The organism is Pontibacter aydingkolensis (genome assembly GCF_019443125.1).
GTDB classification, from domain to species: Bacteria; Bacteroidota; Bacteroidia; order Cytophagales; family Hymenobacteraceae; genus Pontibacter; species Pontibacter aydingkolensis.
On the sequence record NZ_JAHYXK010000001.1, the window covers coordinates 307,820 to 324,357 of the forward strand.

Annotated in this window: 12 protein-coding genes; 5 read left to right on the plus strand and 7 right to left on the minus strand. The window is 46.2% G+C overall.

Annotated elements, in window-relative coordinates:
* Positions 1-231 precede the first annotated feature (231 nt).
* The 5 genes from K0O23_RS01340 to dapF all read right to left on the minus strand — a co-directional run bounded on the left by K0O23_RS01340 (position 232) and on the right by dapF (position 6,991).
* Positions 232-744, minus strand: coding sequence for a sporulation protein (locus K0O23_RS01340; RefSeq protein ID WP_219875578.1), 513 nt, complete (start codon positions 742-744; stop codon positions 232-234).
* Positions 725-1,399: a deoxyribose-phosphate aldolase gene (gene deoC, locus K0O23_RS01345; protein ID WP_219875579.1), complete on the minus strand. Its 675-nt coding sequence runs from the start codon at positions 1,397-1,399 to the stop codon at positions 725-727. Before deoC ends, K0O23_RS01340 begins: the two co-directional genes overlap by 20 nt.
* Positions 1,400-1,518: 119 nt before the next feature.
* The gene (secA, locus tag K0O23_RS01350; protein WP_219875580.1) at positions 1,519-4,893 is read right to left on the minus strand and encodes a preprotein translocase subunit SecA; all 3,375 of its coding nucleotides are present in this window, start codon (positions 4,891-4,893) and stop codon (positions 1,519-1,521) included.
* Between the two features lie 420 nt (positions 4,894-5,313).
* Positions 5,314-5,829 (minus strand): GNAT family N-acetyltransferase, encoded by a 516-nt coding sequence (locus tag K0O23_RS01355; RefSeq protein ID WP_219875581.1) that lies wholly within the window; start codon positions 5,827-5,829, stop codon positions 5,314-5,316.
* Between the two features lie 382 nt (positions 5,830-6,211).
* Complete coding sequence (dapF, locus tag K0O23_RS01360; protein ID WP_219875582.1) at positions 6,212-6,991, minus strand: diaminopimelate epimerase; 780 nt, start codon at positions 6,989-6,991, stop codon at positions 6,212-6,214.
* A gap of 107 nt (positions 6,992-7,098) precedes the next feature.
* Here dapF and K0O23_RS01365 point away from each other — a divergent pair, with 107 nt between their 5' ends.
* From K0O23_RS01365 to K0O23_RS01375, 3 genes are all read left to right on the plus strand, one after another.
* Positions 7,099-7,992: a class I SAM-dependent methyltransferase gene (locus K0O23_RS01365; protein WP_219875583.1), complete on the plus strand. Its 894-nt coding sequence runs from the start codon at positions 7,099-7,101 to the stop codon at positions 7,990-7,992.
* 128 nt (positions 7,993-8,120) lie between these two features.
* Positions 8,121-8,927: an FkbM family methyltransferase gene (locus K0O23_RS01370; protein WP_219875584.1), complete on the plus strand. Its 807-nt coding sequence runs from the start codon at positions 8,121-8,123 to the stop codon at positions 8,925-8,927.
* A 63-nt stretch (positions 8,928-8,990) separates the two neighbouring features.
* Complete coding sequence (locus K0O23_RS01375) at positions 8,991-9,932, plus strand: Ppx/GppA phosphatase family protein (RefSeq protein WP_219875585.1); 942 nt, start codon at positions 8,991-8,993, stop codon at positions 9,930-9,932.
* Positions 9,933-10,348: 416 nt separating this feature from the next.
* On the opposite strand, the gene K0O23_RS01380 is transcribed toward K0O23_RS01375, so the two are convergent.
* Positions 10,349-12,718: a tetratricopeptide repeat protein gene (locus K0O23_RS01380; RefSeq protein ID WP_219875586.1), complete on the minus strand. Its 2,370-nt coding sequence runs from the start codon at positions 12,716-12,718 to the stop codon at positions 10,349-10,351.
* A 209-nt stretch (positions 12,719-12,927) separates the two neighbouring features.
* Between K0O23_RS01380 and K0O23_RS01385 the strand changes: the two genes are divergently transcribed.
* Complete coding sequence (locus tag K0O23_RS01385) at positions 12,928-13,998, plus strand: Ldh family oxidoreductase (protein ID WP_219875587.1); 1,071 nt, start codon at positions 12,928-12,930, stop codon at positions 13,996-13,998.
* 3 nt (positions 13,999-14,001) lie between these two features.
* Positions 14,002-14,340 carry a hypothetical protein gene (locus K0O23_RS01390; RefSeq protein WP_219875588.1) on the plus strand — a complete coding sequence of 113 codons (339 nt, stop codon included), beginning with the start codon at positions 14,002-14,004 and terminating at the stop codon, positions 14,338-14,340.
* 278 nt (positions 14,341-14,618) lie between these two features.
* Here K0O23_RS01390 and dnaK read toward each other — a convergent pair whose 3' ends face one another.
* On the minus strand, positions 14,619-16,484 hold the full coding sequence (gene dnaK / locus K0O23_RS01395; RefSeq protein ID WP_219875589.1) for a molecular chaperone DnaK: 1,866 nt from the start codon (positions 16,482-16,484) through the stop codon (positions 14,619-14,621).
* Positions 16,485-16,538: the final 54 nt, after the last annotated feature.

Genomic DNA, 16,538 nt, shown 5'->3' on the forward strand with positions numbered 1-16,538 from the left:
GACAGTTTTTGCTCAAGTTGACGGCATTGTGACTTTCCACCCTACTAGGTCATTAACTTATCATCATTATAAGACACAAGTTTGGAAACTTGTGCCACAAAAGAAAGTTAAATTGTTTTTACTATGTAGAATTCATTCTACTGGTCCTGTAAAAATAAAAGCGCTGCGTCTATTTCCAGATCGCAACGCTTTTAGTCTTTTATCTTTTGTCTAAGGTCCCTGGTATAAACCCTAATAACTCTTATCAATATTGATCTGGTCCTGCACGATCTGGGCGTTTGGCACCAGGTCTGATATTTTATTAAGCACCTGCTGCGCCTCCATCCGACTAAAGAAATCGCCAATCTTAAGCTTAAAATTAGGTTGCTGATAAGTAAGGTAATCTTTCACATCCGGCACCCGCGAGATAATTGTTTTGCGCAGATTCATGACATCCTGGCGCTGCGAACCATTGTAAGCCAGAATACGATAACCCTGGGCATACTTTATGTTCTTGTTCACGCTGGCTACAGTATCCATCAGCACAGCTACTTTGCGGTTTACATGGTTGGTTGGTTCTACGCGTGCCGCCACTGTAGTTTCCGGTGCCTCATACTTTGGGCGATAAACGCTCAGGTCTTCGGCTACTTTCTCTTTGCCCGGAAATTTCCCTGTGTCAGTTGTAGTTTTGCCCGCCGATGGCGCACAAGCTGACGAGATCAAGATCAGCAGGGAAAGTAATAAATTAAGAATTCTGTTGTTCATGGGTAACTATTTGAATGCTGGCCGAACAGCCTAACCTGTCGGCACCTGCTTTTATTAACGCTTTTGCATCTTCATACGTACGTATGCCACCAGCAGCCTTTATCTTCATAGACTTTGGTAACACCCGGCGCATTAATTTTATATCTTCTACGGTAGCTCCACGCGAGGCAAAGCCTGTAGAGGTTTTAACATAATCCACACCGGCATTGGCGCACAACTCACAGGCCTTCACGATCTCGTCTTCCGATAGTAAAGCTGTTTCGATAATTACTTTCAGCTCTGCCTCTTTCAAGTGACAAAACTTAGCCAGATCGCTTAGTTCGTTCTCTACCTCATTATACTTGCCAGACTTAAACGCAGAGATGTTCATCACCACATCTATCTCGTCTGCGCCGTCGGCAATGGCCTGGTGTGTTTCCAGAAACTTTACTTTAGCATGCTGATACCCCAACGGGAAACCCACTACAGTTGCCACTTTAACAAGTGAGCCCGGGCCCAGACGCTCTTTTGCCAGTTGCACATAACATGGGGCGATGCAAACGGCGGCAAAACTGTAGTTGCGGGCCTCATCGCATAATTGCATCACCTGATCAGCTGTCGCGTCTGGCTTCAGCTGCGTATGATCTATGTAAGCAGCCAGTTCTTCTCCTGCCATAGTTTATCCTATAAAAGATAAAGGACATAAGACAAAAGATTTCCTCCGCCTCATATCCTTTATCATTTCAATTTTATACTTGGTTTAGCCCCTGATTTATACTTCAGGGCTATTATTCATTATTCCCCGATAAGTATGCAGCGGTTGTGAAGCAGGTCGTCTTCTACAGTTTTATACTTTACGTCCTTCAGCACACGGCCATCCATATACTGCACGCTAACTCTGTCGTTACGTCCAGCCACTTTCTGAGAGTGTGCCGGCATTATCTTTTCCGGCTCCGGTGCCTGTGCTGAAGTATGGCCTGACTGATCTTCCAGCGAAGAGTGTACCTCCTGCTTCTGCTCTTTTAACACAGGTGCTTTTGGTGCCATCGGCGGTTTAACCGGCTGCTGTACCTGCTCGGGTGCCTGTACTGGTATAAACGCATGGAACAGGAATTCGATTGTCTGCTCGTTTACCTTACCAATCATGCGCTTAAACAACTCAAAAGACTCGAACTTGTAGATCAATAATGGGTCTTTCTGCTCGTATACCGCGTTCTGCACACTTTGCTTGAGGTTGTCCATCTCGCGCAGGTGGTCTGTCCAGGCCTGGTCTATAGTACCCAGCGTAATGATCTTCTCCATAGCACGGAGTAACTCCAGGCCATGCGTCTCATAGGCTTTAGTAAGGTTAGCCACAGCTGCCAGCTGGCGTTTACCATCTGTAAATGGCACGGCCACGTTCTCGATCATCGGCCCCCGGTTCTGGTGAATGTCGGCAATTATCGGGTAAGCCTGGTCAGCAGTTTGCTTGTTTCTGGTCAGGTAGTGGTTAAGCGCCTCGTTGTATAAACGCTCAGACAACTGGTTAGCCTGTACAGATTTAAATTCTTCTTCAGTGATAGATGACTCGATACCAAATACACGCAGCACATGCAGCTGGAAGTTCTCGTAATCGCTGATGTTCTTGTAGCTTACAATCACGTCTTCGCTGATATCGTAGATCATGTTCCAGATATCCAGCTCCAGACGCTCTCCGTAAAGGGCGTTTCGGCGGCGCTTGTATACTACCTCACGCTGAGCGTTCATCACGTCATCGTACTCTAGTAAGCGCTTACGCATACCAAAGTTGTTCTCCTCCACTTTCTTCTGTGCGCGCTCAATAGAGTTCGTGATCATCGAGTGCTGAATCACTTCGCCTTCCTCCAGACCCATGCGGTCCATCAGGCGAGCAATACGGTCAGAGCCGAACAAACGCATCAGGTTATCTTCCAAGCTCACAAAGAACTGCGAAGAACCCGGGTCTCCCTGGCGACCTGCACGACCACGCAACTGGCGGTCTACGCGGCGTGACTCGTGGCGCTCTGTACCGATAATGGCAAGACCACCCGCAGCCTTAGACTCCGGCGTAAGTTTAATGTCAGTACCACGGCCGGCCATGTTGGTAGCAATCGTTACTGTTCCTGGCTTACCAGCTTCAGCAACGATTTCGGCCTCTTTCTGGTGCATTTTGGCGTTCAGTACCTGGTGCTTTAACTTACGCAGTGTAAGCATACGGCTTAATAGCTCCGAAATCTCAACTGAAGTTGTACCAACCAGTACCGGACGACCTGCCTCTGTCAAAGCTACGATCTCGTCGGCAACGGCATTATACTTTTCACGAACGGTTTTGTATACTTTGTCGTGCTCGTCTTTTCTGGAGATAGGGCGGTTAGTTGGTATCACTACCACATCCAGTTTATAGATGTCCCAGAACTCACCTGCCTCTGTTTCGGCAGTACCCGTCATACCAGACAATTTGTGGTACATACGGAAGTAGTTCTGCAACGTAACTGTAGCGTAAGTCTGTGTGGCATCTTCTACCTTCACGTTTTCTTTCGCCTCAATTGCCTGGTGCAAACCATCCGAGTAACGGCGTCCTTCCATTACACGGCCTGTCTGCTCATCTACAATCTTAACTTTGTTATCCGGCGTTACAATGTACTCTGTATCCTTCTCGAACAAAGTATAAGCCTTTAATAACTGGTTAATTGTATGAATACGCTTTGATTTCTCCTGAAAGTCGGCGATCAGCCTCTCTTTGGCATGCAGTTGCTCTTCATGAGAAAGCGCTTTGTTGTTCTCGATCTCGGCGATCTCAACCCCGATATCCGGCATGATGTAGAAGTTCGGATCTTCGCCCTGGCCCGTGATCAGGTCAACGCCTTTCTCGGTCAGTTCGATCTGGTTATGCTTCTCATCAATGGTAAAGTATAGCGGCTCATCTGCCTCCGGCATTTGGCGGGAGTTATCCTGCAGGTAGAAGTTTTCTACTTTCTGCATGATAGCGCGGTTACCGGTCTCGCTCAGGAATTTGATCAGCGGCTTGCTTTTAGGCAGACCACGGTAAGCACGGAACAAAGATACGCCGCCCTCTTGTGTGTTGCCCTCCTTGATCAGGCGCTTAGCCTCCGTCAGGAAGTTGTTAACTACTTTACGCTGCGCCTCTACCAGCATGGCAATGCGTGGCTTCAGTTGGTAAAACTCGTGCTCATCGCCACGCGGCACCGGGCCGGAAATAATCAAAGGCGTACGGGCATCGTCAATCAATACAGAGTCAACCTCATCCACCATGGCGTAATGGTGCTTGCGCTGTACGAGGTCCTGCGGTTCACGGGCCATGTTGTCGCGCAGATAGTCAAAGCCGAACTCATTGTTAGTACCGTAGGTAATATCTGCTCTGTATGCTTTGCGGCGGGATTCAGAATTTGGCTGGTGCTTGTCGATGCAGTCTATGGTGAGGCCATGAAACTCAAATAAAGGCGCCATCCACTCAGAGTCACGGCGGGCAAGGTAGTCGTTAACCGTTACTACGTGTACGCCGCGCTTGGCAAGTGCATTCAGGTAAGCTGGCAATGTTGCCACTAATGTTTTACCTTCACCTGTAGCCATCTCAGCAATTTTACCCTGGTGCAGCACAATACCACCGATCAGCTGTACATCATAGTGCAGCATATCCCAGGTGATCTCGTTGCCGGCAGCTATCCATTTGTTAGCCCAGATAGCTTTCTCGCCATCGATCTGCACGTTTGGCTTGCGGGCAGAAAGCTCGCGGTCCATTTCGTTAGCAGTTACTACCAACTGGCCATTCTCTTTCCAGCGGCGGGCTGTTTCCTTCACAACAGCAAAGCCCACAGGCAGCACTTCCATCAGCACTACTTCCAAGTCTTTGTTACGCTGTTTCTCCAGCTCGTCTATCTCCGAGAAGATATTTTCCTTCTGCACGATATTCAGCTCCGGCTCATCGGCGATGCGCTTGTGCAGGGCTGCAATCTGCTCATCGATGGGCTTTAGGCGCTCATCAATAATGCCTTTTATTTCATAGGTCTTCTGGCGAAGCTGGTCGTCAGTAAGATCTTTTAGTTTAGCGTACTCTTCGTTTACTTTAGATACGTAAGGCAGTACCTCTTTTATATCTCTGTCGGATTTGGTTCCGAATAGTTTCGCAACGGTTTTACCGAAAAAATCAAACATCTGTGTCTGTTAATCTTAAATGAAATCTTCTGTTTGCAATATCGTCAAAAATAGCTGTTTTTCCGATATATCTAACGATCTGTACTAAAACAATACCATAATAATGCATGCATAGGTTATCTGCCATATTTACCGATAAAGTATAGCCTTATTACTATTTATACTTTGGCAACGTAAAACCTTATGCCAGAATCAGGTAAAGCGTGGCATTGTGGCAGGGGTGTTTGGTTAATGGTTAATGGTTATTAGTTGTTAGTTATTGGGGAGTATGGTAATTTGAGCAGGAACAACCTCAGGCAAATGGCAACAGAATTTGAAGATGAAGCTTTTCAAGCATGCATTCTTTTAAAATTGCCGGTCTATATCTCAATCTGATTCTGTCTCCATTTCCTCCAATAACTAACAACTAATAACCAACAACTAAAATACCTTCTGAAATTCCACCACATCTTCCCAGCCATCAGGTGTGCGGAGCCAGTCTTTGCGGATGCCTATACTTTTGAAGCCGGCTTTGGTGAACAGGTCTATACTTTTGAGGTTGCTTGCAGTAACGGAGCAGAAAAGCTGATGCAGCATGAGGGTGTTCTGGCAGTAGCTGAGTAGCAGCTGCAGCGCATCAGAGGCGTGTCCGTTTTTGCGGTGACCGGGTGCAATGGCTATACCCACTCCTGCCCTGCGGTGCATCGGGTCGAAGTCATAAAGATCTACGGCGCCTACTGCCTCTTCGCTTGCGTTGCAGATGACCAGGCGCAACTGCTTTATAGTGTAGATATCCAGCGCAGCGTTTTCGAGATACTGCTCCAGCACAAATTTAGAGTAAGGTGTAAGCGTATTGCCCACATGCCACACCGATATATCGTTCTCCAAAGTATAAAGAAACTCCAGGTCAGTTGGCTCAAGGGCACGCAGGTAAGTATTTTCTGATTTCAGGAACATACTGATGCTGATTTATACTTTAGCCAAGCTACAAAAAGAAAAGACTTCCGGCAATTTTACCTGCTGAAAGTCTTATATTATGGTTGCTCGCCTGTAATTGTCATCCCCTGCCCCTCCTGAAACAAGTTCAGAATTTACACTTTAAATGCAGGGTTGTTTTATTATCCTTTTGCTGGCGCGGATCTGTGATCCATGACTTATTATACTGTTGGATTTGCAATCCAACTGGGCCAGAGGCCCAACTATAGCCGGTCACGAGCGAGGACGCTGGAGCCATGTACTACTATTTACACGTGCTGAAAAAGTCCCCATTTGAAGTCGCAGATCCCGGACTTGATTCGGGAGGGGCAGGGGGATGACTTACATTATATGAATTTACACTTTAAGAGCTTATGGCTCCTGTAAAAACCTGCTTGGCCGGACCGATCAGGTAGATATACTTAAAACCTTCACCTTCTTCATCCTGCTCAAAAACGACTTCCAGGTTGCCACCCAATGTTTTTACTTTGATCGGACTCTCCATACCCAGCATACCTGCCACTAAAGCAGCTGCTGTTACGCCTGTGCCACATGATAAAGTCTCATCCTCAACGCCACGTTCGTATGTGCGAACAAATATCTCGTCATCGCTCAGGCGCTGCACAAAGTTAACGTTCGTACCCTCTGACTTAAAACGTTTATTGTAGCGAATAGCGCGGCCTTCTTCGTATACATCCAGGTTTTCCAGGTTGTCTACAAAGCGGATGTAATGCGGTGAGCCTGTATTAAGAAAGTAGTCATTCCCGACAAACTCCACGCCTTTCACATCATTCATTTTAAGATGAATCAGATCGCGCTCTACGCTAGCCTGGTGCTCACCGTCGGCTGCCAGAAAACAAGCCACATCCTCTATCACGCCTAAAGCTCTTGCAAAACGGACGGTGCAGCGCGCGCCGTTACCGCACATAGAGCCAAGGCGTCCGTCGGCATTAAAGTATACCATCTCGAAGTCGTAGTCCGGATGGTCCTGCAAAAGTATAAGTCCGTCTGCGCCGATGCCAGTACGGCGATCACAAAGGTGCTTTACAAAGGCTTTGTCGGATGCCGGGAAAGCAAGTTTACGGTTGTCTACCATCACGAAGTCGTTGCCCGTGCCCTGGTATTTATAAAAGCTAATTGCCATGTATAAGTAACAAATATGACATTGGGAACGTGCACTTTTAAGGTTAGGCGGATAATGTGTAATTTTACCGCTTAAGTGGGGCACGCCCTGAAATAAACGACAAAGATATGTATTCCTTTTTAACTACAGAAAACTGGGCTGACTATGAGTTGGTTGATTCCGGAAATTTTGAAAAGCTGGAGCGCTTCGGCCAGTATTACATAGCCCGCCCTGAGCCGCAGGCCATCTGGGACAAGCACTTGCCTGAGCAAGAGTGGCAGCGCATGGCCAATGCCGTGTTTACCCGCGACAAAGGCAGCCAGGAAAAAGGCCAGTGGAAACTAAAAAAAGGAATGCCCGAGCAATGGTTTATAGACTACAAGTATAACGACCTGAAACTGCGCTTTAGATTAGGCTTATCGTCCTTTAAACATGTAGGCTTGTTTCCGGAGCAGGATAGCAACTGGAAATTTATTTACGACATCACCCGCAGCCTAAAGGCACAGCAGCCAAAAGTGCTGAATATGTTTGCCTACACCGGTGCCGCCACCCTTGCCGCCAAAGCAGCCGGTGCCGATGTTACCCACCTCGACTCTATTAAGCAGGTTAACTTTTGGGCCCGCGACAACATGGAAGCCAGCAACCTGGATAATGTGCGCTGGATTGTAGAAGATGCCATGAAATATGCCCGCCGCGAAGTGAAACGTGGCAACAAGTATAACGGCATCATCCTGGACCCACCTAGCTATGGCCGCGGCCCCAACGGCGAGAAGTGGCAGCTAGAAGATGAACTGAACGAGATGATAAAACTCTGCCGAGAAATGCTGGACGGCACCGATTATTTCCTGCTGATCAACCTGTACTCGATGGGCTTCTCTGCGCTGGTACTCGATAACCTGATGCGTGGAACGTTTGGGGAAATGGTACAGCATGAGGAACTGGGTGAGTTATACTTGCTGGATGGCGGTAAGCGTAAATTGCCGTTGGGTACTTTTTTCAGGTTTAGTTCTGTGGGTAGGTAGATAATTTGATAAGTATCGTGAGTATTATTTTAATTATCTTGGCTCTAATACTTTATCATACTCAAAGTACACTCATAAATAGTCACTTTAATATTAAGTATTGGAAAATATTTCTATAGCTCCCAAAAATGATTAGACAAATTATAAAGGAAATTCCTTTTATAGGAAGAGGTATTACTTTTATCTACAGGGCTTATTACTGGAATTTTTATATACCTTTATTTGACAACCCTTTTAAGCCCTATGATTCTCCAACATTATGGTTAAAACAATACTTTAATTTAAAGAATAATTTGAGCATTATTCAAATTGGATCGAATGATGGAAAGACTGGCGACCCATTATTTAGTCTAATAAATGAATACAAGGATTGTACTGCTATTTTTGTAGAACCTATTCCTTATTTATATCTTAAGTTGAAACAGAATTATAATTTTGGTTCCCGTTTTGTTTTTGAAAACATTGCAATAAATGATGGGACTAAACAAACATTCTATTCAGTTTCTGAATATGCTAAAGATGCTATCCCTAACTTGCCTAGCTGGTATGATCAATTAGGATCTTTTAATAAAACTAACATCTTAAACCACTTAGATGGAATATTAGAACCATATATAAAGGAGACAATAATAGAAGGGAGCTCTTTAAAGCAATTGTTAAAAAAAAATCAGATTAATAGAATCGATATTTTACATATAGATACTGAAGGTTACGACTGGAAAATACTTTCTCAATTAGACTTTGAGAAATATAAACCAGAGATAATATTATATGAACACAAACATCTTTCTAAAAAAGAGAAAAAAGCCTCAATTAACAGCTTAAAAAAACATAACTATACAATTTTTAAGTTGGGTGGAGACTTTCTAGGTTGTAATAGAAGTCTTCTTAGAACAAAAATATTTTCAAATTTAAAAGCACAAAAAATACTTTAAAATCTTTCTACAAAAGATGTATCACATTCTTTTGTAGAAAGATTTTAATCCGACATCAAACAAATGAAAAACCGCCTCGCACTAATCGACATGGGTACCAATACCTTTCACCTGCTTATAACAGAAGTAGGCGAAGATGGGAAACTACGTGATTTTGTAAGAACCAAAGTACCGGTGCGTTTGGGGCAAGGTGGCATCAGCAACGGAGCTATTACTCCGGAGGCTTCTGAACGTGCCCTTAAAACCCTTCGCGATTTCCGTAGGCAGATAGATGAGTATGAAGTAGAAACTGTTCGTGCTATGGCAACCAGCATGGTGCGTAACGCCAGCAACGGCGACGATTTTGTGAAAGACATCTACAAGCAAACCGACATACAGGTAGAGGTTATAGACGGAGCCCGCGAAGCAGAACTGATCTACTACGGCGTACGCTCTGCTGGTGTGCTGGACGAGAAAATAGCCCTGATCATGGATATTGGCGGAGGCAGCGTGGAGTTTATACTTTGCAATGCGCAGGAGATATTCTGGAAGCAGAGTTTCGAGGTAGGTGCCCAGCGCCTGATGGACCAGTTCTTTACCGAAGACCCGATTGCCCCTGAAAGTATAGCCGCCGAGAAAGCCTACCTCGAAGAAAAACTACAACCGCTTACAGAGGCTGTAGCCAAGTATAAACCAAGTATACTTGTAGGCTCCTCCGGCACCTTCGACACCATCTGCGACATAGATGCCCTGAGCAAAGGTGATACTTCCAGACAGCAAACACAACCAGCTGCATCTTATTTAACCATTGATGCTTACTACAAAATACACCACGACCTGCTACACAAAAACCACGAAGAACGCCTGGCTATACCCGGCATGCTGGAGATGCGCGTGGATATGATCGTGCTGGCAAGTATAGTGGTAGACTTTGTGCTACAAAATTATAAACTACAAGAAATCCGCGTATCGGCTTATGCCCTGAAAGAAGGTGTGCTGCAGCAGGCGTTGGAGAGTATGAAATAGCCCCTTATTGTCAGAATCAGGATTTGTAGGATTTAAAGAATCAACAGGATTGCCTTCAGCACCTGGTCCAACTGCCCCTCTCCCGAAGCAAGTCCGGGATCTTCGACTTGTCTAAGGCGGGGAATCTGCTACTACTATTTCTCCTTTCATCACAATAGCAGCAATTCTTCTATTTTGTCATCCTGTCAAGGATCTTGGTGGAAGGGAGGTTAAGCAAAGGCTACAGAGCAAAAACATACCCTTGCCCCTCTCAATAGGGGAATTCTAAAGATGTTAAGTTTCCTGCCTTAGGCAAGTGAGAACGGAAGGTCGAAGCTTGCGAGTACAGTTCTGAGGGGCAGGGGTGGTTGGACCAGGTGCTGCAAAAAATAGCCTCAGAAGTATAACTCCTGAGGCCTCAATTATAAAGTATAAATCTACTTAAGCTTTGCCAAACGCTTCACCTCTTTTTCATAAGCCTTACGCAGCTTTTTTAGGTCTTTGCGGTTTTGGCTGTACTGGGCTGCTAACACTTTTGCTTCCTGCCAGGTTGAGTTGCCGGCATCTTTTACAGCTAGTTGCTTGCCCAATTGCTCCTGCACTTTCTTGGTTTTGCGTTTGGCATAGCCTCTGTCCAGCAGCGATGTAAGCAACTGTACAGCTATCTTCTCTTCCTGAATGCTGGCAAGGTAACCGACTACATGCGCCGTAAAATCCTGCTTGTTGTCCTTCGCAAAATTGAAGAGTGAGCTATGGTTCAGGCCATACTTTCCAACGCCATTGTCAAGGTAATAACCTCTACCCTTTTCGTACAAAGCCACCGCATCGGTGTAGCGTTTAGAGGACACAAGGCGGTTTACATCTTCCAGCATGCGTTGATACGTGGCAGCAGCCAGAATCTCGTTACGTCCATCTTTTGCTGTAAAGGTAGCTACATTGCAATCTGCCATTTCATCTGCAGCTTTAATAGCAGCCATAAATGCCTGATCGGCGGCAACATACTTTCTCTGGCTAATCAGGTCGCGGGCGTTCTGGTAATGCTTGTCGTATGAGGCCTGGGTATTAATGCACTCTTGTGTAAAAATGCGCTCACGCAGCAGGTTATACTTGCTTAGCACCTCCGCATCGCTTTGCAAATCATAACGGTCCTGCATAGCTGTTGCGGCAGAGGCTGTTGCACGGGCATTGCTCAACCTGTTCTGCATGGCCTGCTCGTACCCTTCAGTTAGTTTGGCCAAAAGTATAGGTTTCGCAGCTTTTTGGGCCAATTCACCTAGCTCCTGAACCGGCTTGAAAGTATAACGGCTCTCCAACTCCAGCGCACCCTCGAACTCACGTAAAGCGGCATCGTAGTTTTGCTGACTCAGGTAGCGCTTGCCAAGATCAATGTGCTGCAGATAGTACTGGAATTTCACCTGTCCCATCAACTCAGTTGCCTCCTGCTCACGGCTCAGCACAAAATCGTAATCTCTTTGGAATGCCAGCGCCTCTTCTGCCACACGCTCTGCCTCACGTAGATCGTTGCGGCCCAGCAGGCGCTTGCCATTATCTACCAAACCACGGTAAACACCTAAAGCGGCTCTGCCCTCTCCCTCGGCCAAAGTTGTTGTATTGCAACGCAGGCCACGGATGGTATTGCACAGTTCACGGGCCTCCGCAAAAGAGGCCAAGGCATTGTGATACTCGCCACGGGTAGTTAACGTGTTGCCGCTGCTAATAAAGGCACCAGAAATGTCATACATCAGTTCCAGGGCAATGGCTTCTGTCTCGCGGTCTACGCGCATGCTTGTAAGCACATCGCGGGTGCGGTTAGATGCCTCACGAATGTAACCGTTCATAAAGTCCAGACGGGCCAGTTCTACGTGTGCAGGTGCGAAGCGTGGGTTAGCTTCTACCGACTTTACAAAGTATACCTGAGCCCCGGAACGGTTGCCGCGCTGCATCAAAGCCAGGCCACGGTTAAAGAACTGCTGGTCCAGCGTAGCCAAGGTATGGTTAATGGCCCGGCGACGATCCTGCAAGGTTTCCTGTAATTGAGTTAGTTTATACTTCAGCCGTTGCGGATCGTTCTTGTCAAGGTCAAGCTTCTCGCCTAGCTGGCTCTTAAGGTTTGCATGCAGCATCTCCATCTCCTTTAGGTTGCGGTCCTGCAGGTCAATGCGGTCCACATCATCCGGACGAATATGTGCAACGTCCTGCAAAGCGCGCTGTATTTTAGCCTCTGCTGTAAAGTACTCCTTTACCAGGTTCAGGCGTTCGTTCAGGCGATTTTCCGTTACAGAAGTATAAATCACCTGCTTCTCCTCTACCTTCAGTTTATAGTTCTGGTTAGCCGCTGTGTCTGGTATGGTTACTTCCAGCATTTTCTGATTGTTGCCATACAGGCTCAGGCGCTGGTCATACCCTTTTACTTTTTTATTGTTACCGTCCAGCAGCCATACTTTATACTTTAGCTCTTCGGGTTTTAATACATCAGCCAAGTCAAAGCCTTTGTTGCTAACATCACCGGTTACGGCAGCATTTTTCAGGTTGATCTGCAGCAGCAGCTGGTCACCATTGTCGGTGATACGGGCATGCTGCTCCAGACGCACTGTAAATTCCGGCTTACGGTTAGGGCGGCCTCCTCCCTTGGTTGTTACCTGTGCATTGTCAAGTATGGTGATGATGTTGTTGAGCGAGGTCTGGTTACTGCTTCCATACTTCATCAGGTAAGTATCAGATGTATTTCCCTCGAAAATAATCTTGGTTTGCGCCTGTACTGTAAGCACAGCCAGCAGTAGCGATAAAAGAAGTAGAGCTTTTCTCATAATGGTAATCATTAGAACATACTTTGCCAAAGACAAAATCTGTTCCACAAAATAGATTAGGCCACGAAAGTATATAAAAAGTATATATTTAGTTCGTTATCAAGGATTAAAACTTCTGATCCTGCTGCAAAACCAAGCCACTAAAGTATAAAGTTGAGCCATTGGTTCGATAATTTCTTAATTTGCCCCTTTAACAGCGCATATCCTTTATGTATTCTTATAAACAACTTTTTGATTTTACCCAGGAGGTTTTCCTGAGCATGGGCTGCCCTGCCGAGGATGCCAAGCTTGCCGCAGAAGTACTTTTAGAGGCAGACTTAAGAGGAGTTGACTCGCATGGCGTGGCCCGCTTGAGTGGTTATGTCAGACTTTGGGAAGCAGGACGGATAAACGTAACGCCTAAAGTACGCATTGTGCACGAAACACCCAGCACCGCAACAGTAGACGGCGACGGAGGCCTAGGCTTGGTTGTTGCCCCTCAAGCCATGCGCATTGCTATCGAAAAAGCGTCTAAAGTTGGCACAGGCTGGGTATCAGTAAAAAACTCTAACCACTTTGGTATTGCCGGCATACACGCCATGGAGGCACTTAGCCACGATATGATAGGCTTGGCCATGACCAATGCCTCGCCGCTTGTGGCTCCCACTTTCTCTACAGACAGGATGCTGGGGACTAACCCTATTGCTGTTGCCGTACCAACTAAAAACCAGCCCCCATTTGTAGCCGACTTTGCTACGGCATCAGCCGCCAATGGTAAACTGGAGATACTGCAGCGCAAAGAGAAAAAAGCCCCAGCCGGTTGGATACAAACCAGAGAAGGCCAGCGTTCTACTAATGCCAACGAACTGAAAGACGGAGGCGCTTTATTACCCTTAGGTAGCGACAAGACCCACGGAAGCCACAAAGGATATGCCCTTGCCTCTATCGTTGATATTTTCTCTGCAGTGCTTTCCGGTGCTAATTATGGTCCGTGGGTACCACCGTTTGTTAGCTTCCTTTCTCCACCCGACAACCCTGTAGGCGAAGGTATAGGTCACTTTTTAGGTGCTATGCGCATCGATGCTTTCCGCCCTGCCGATGAATTTAAGGCCCACATGGATAACTGGATTGAAACGTTTAGAAAAGCTAAAGTGGTAAAAGGCGAGAAATGCGTGGTAATACCCGGCGACCCTGAGCGCGAGATGACAGAGAAACGCCTAAAGAAAGGTATTCCACTGCTGGCACCTGTGGAGCGCGACCTGGAGGCATTAGCTCAAAAGTTCAAACTTAAATTTAACTAGCTTATGGCATCTGCACCAGCATCTGTTTTTAGAAGTATAGGCCTTGGCTCTACTAAGCAAAGTATGCTGATGCTGGTACTGGTGTGGATACTTAACGTAGCTTGGCTGGGCCTGAACTATTTCTGGCGCATTGCTTCAGTAAACGTTTTGCTGGCTATACTTATACTTTTTCTAGCTTATGCCGTGGCAGCACTTGCTGCTTACATTTACTGGGGTGTGCGCGATGTTAAGGAGCAAGAAACGCCTTATGCTAATTTAATGGTAGGTGTAATTGTGGCTATAACGCTGCTATACTTTAATTTTGAATTGCTGCAGATTGTACTAAATGCGTTGCAGCGTTAGTACATCCAGTAAGTATAAAGTATAAAAAGCGCCGGCAGTTTCCCTGCCGGCGCTTTTGCTTTGGATTATTGATACTCAAGCCTCCATGCGCAAGTTTAGCGTTAGCGCACCTTATGGCTTAGGATGAGGTCAGTTTGTAACTGGCCTTGCTCAAATTTATACTTACGCCAGTTACAAACTAGCTATCATGCCCAACCACCAGTTACCGCTTTGCTCAACCTGGCGGATTGTTACTAAATATTGTTAATAAACTAGTTCTGCTTACTGAAAGCAAAACACTACTCTATCTTTTTACCCTGCATCGCCTGCTTGATCGAGATCTGCATTATACGCTCTGCAAACGGGCTAGTTTGCTCTTCCAATGTATCTATAGCAGTGTAAATAGCATCTTTATCACCGCCTGCAGCTAATACATCACGCAGGTTCTGAAGATTTTTATGTGTTAATTGTATCTCCTCTTCTGTCAGGTGCTCGCCATTCTTATCTACAAATCGCTCTACCTGGTACAGCATCTGTTCTGCCGTAGAGCGGGCCTCTATCTGCATACGGGCTGCCACGTCTTCTTTGGCATTCAGCATCGAGTCCATCAGCATTTGCTCTACCTGCTCGTCTGTTAAGCCATACTGTGGTTTTACCTCTACCTCCTGGCGCACTCCTGATCGCACTTCAATAGCCTCAACCTTAAGTATACCATCGGCATTAAGTATAAAATTCACATCTACTTTCGGGAAACCGGCTGGCATGGCAGGTATTCCCTTCAGGTCGAACTCTGCCAGTTTACGGTTTTCTTTTACAAGGTCGCGCTCACCCTGGTAAACTGATATCTTCATGTTAACCTGCCCGTCTACAGAAGTTGTATACTGGCGGCCTGCTTTGGTTGGAATCTTGGAGTTACGTGGGATGATCGGGTCCATCAAGCCACCCATTGTTTCGATACCCAGTGTAAGCGGCGTTACGTCCAGCAGTAATATGTCTTTACGGTTACCGGCCAATATATCTGCTTGTATGGCAGCGCCAAGTGCAACTACCTCGTCCGGGTTAAGCGAGTTATTAGCAGGCTTACCGAAAAACTCAGAAACCGCCTCGTATACCATCGGCACGCGTGTAGAGCCACCTACCATAATTACAGCATCTATCTGCTCCGGCTGCAGTTTCGCATCTGCCATCGCCTGCTTACAGCTTTCAATAGTTTTGGAAACGATTGGCGCAATCAACGTCTCAAAAGTATGGCGTTCTATGTGGCAGTCTATTGTACCATCGATGTTGCTGGTGTATACCTCCTGCGAGCTTAACGTTTTCTTTGCTTCCTCTGCTTTAAGGCGCAACTCCTGCTGCAGGTGCTTATCTTCATTAACTGTATCCGCTATCAGTTCATTATTTTGTATCCAATGGTTGATGATAGCACGGTCAAAGTCATCGCCGCCCAGGTACGTGTCGCCGTTAGTGGAGAGCACCTCAAAAATACCCTGGTGTATGCTAAGTATAGAGATATCAAATGTGCCGCCACCTAAGTCATACACGGCTACTGTTTTTTCCTCTGCAGGATCAATGCCGATGCCGTAGGCTAGTGCAGCTGCTGTTGGCTCGTTTACAATACGCAACACCTCTAAGCCTGCTAATTTACCGGCATCGCGCGTTGCCTGGCGCTGTGAATCATTAAAGTATGCCGGCACGGTAATTACTGCTCTATTAACAGGCGTTTTAAGCGAGTGCTCAGCACGTTCGCGCAGTTCTTTCAGTATCTCTGCAGATAGCTTTATCGGAGAATAAAATCTATCCTGCACCCGTACTTTTACAAGTCCTTCGCTGTTATCATCAATAATCTTATAACCGAAATAATTTTTATGCTCACCAAGGTCTTTATAAGATTTACCAAGAAGGCGCTTAACAGAATAAATGGTATTTGCCGGGTCTGTGGTGAGATAGTCTTTTGCTAAAGTACCTACTATTGTCTCGCCATTTGCTGCGAAGTGCACCACCGATGGAACAATAGTGCCCTGGCCTTGGTCATTTATCGCGATGGGTTTTCTATCTTCAGGATGGATGTAGGCCACTAAACTATTCGTTGTGCCCAGATCTATACCTACAATTACTTCTTCTTGCTGTATGGAACCCGTTGAAAGGTTTATTGCAACTTTTGCCATAGTTTCAGATTTACATGAGGCCTCTGTTTAAAGAACAGTGGCTCGCGGCACAAA

Excerpts from the sequence above, each read along its gene's own strand:
- K0O23_RS01385 (WP_219875587.1), top strand. The coding sequence starts at position 12,928 with ATGTATTCTTATAAACAACTTTTTGATTTTACCCAGGAGGTTTTCCTG.
- dnaK (WP_219875589.1), bottom strand. The coding sequence starts at position 16,484 with ATGGCAAAAGTTGCAATAAACCTTTCAACGGGTTCCATACAGCAAGAA.
- deoC (WP_219875579.1), bottom strand. The coding sequence starts at position 1,399 with ATGGCAGGAGAAGAACTGGCTGCTTACATAGATCATACGCAGCTGAAG.
- K0O23_RS01355 (WP_219875581.1), bottom strand. The coding sequence starts at position 5,829 with ATGTTCCTGAAATCAGAAAATACTTACCTGCGTGCCCTTGAGCCAACT.
- secA (WP_219875580.1), bottom strand. The coding sequence starts at position 4,893 with ATGTTTGATTTTTTCGGTAAAACCGTTGCGAAACTATTCGGAACCAAA.
- K0O23_RS01380 (WP_219875586.1), bottom strand. The coding sequence starts at position 12,718 with ATGAGAAAAGCTCTACTTCTTTTATCGCTACTGCTGGCTGTGCTTACA.
- K0O23_RS01375 (WP_219875585.1), top strand. The coding sequence starts at position 8,991 with ATGAAAAACCGCCTCGCACTAATCGACATGGGTACCAATACCTTTCAC.
- K0O23_RS01390 (WP_219875588.1), top strand. The coding sequence starts at position 14,002 with ATGGCATCTGCACCAGCATCTGTTTTTAGAAGTATAGGCCTTGGCTCT.
- K0O23_RS01365 (WP_219875583.1), top strand. The coding sequence starts at position 7,099 with ATGTATTCCTTTTTAACTACAGAAAACTGGGCTGACTATGAGTTGGTT.
- dapF (WP_219875582.1), bottom strand. The coding sequence starts at position 6,991 with ATGGCAATTAGCTTTTATAAATACCAGGGCACGGGCAACGACTTCGTG.
- K0O23_RS01370 (WP_219875584.1), top strand. The coding sequence starts at position 8,121 with ATGATTAGACAAATTATAAAGGAAATTCCTTTTATAGGAAGAGGTATT.
- K0O23_RS01340 (WP_219875578.1), bottom strand. The coding sequence starts at position 744 with ATGAACAACAGAATTCTTAATTTATTACTTTCCCTGCTGATCTTGATC.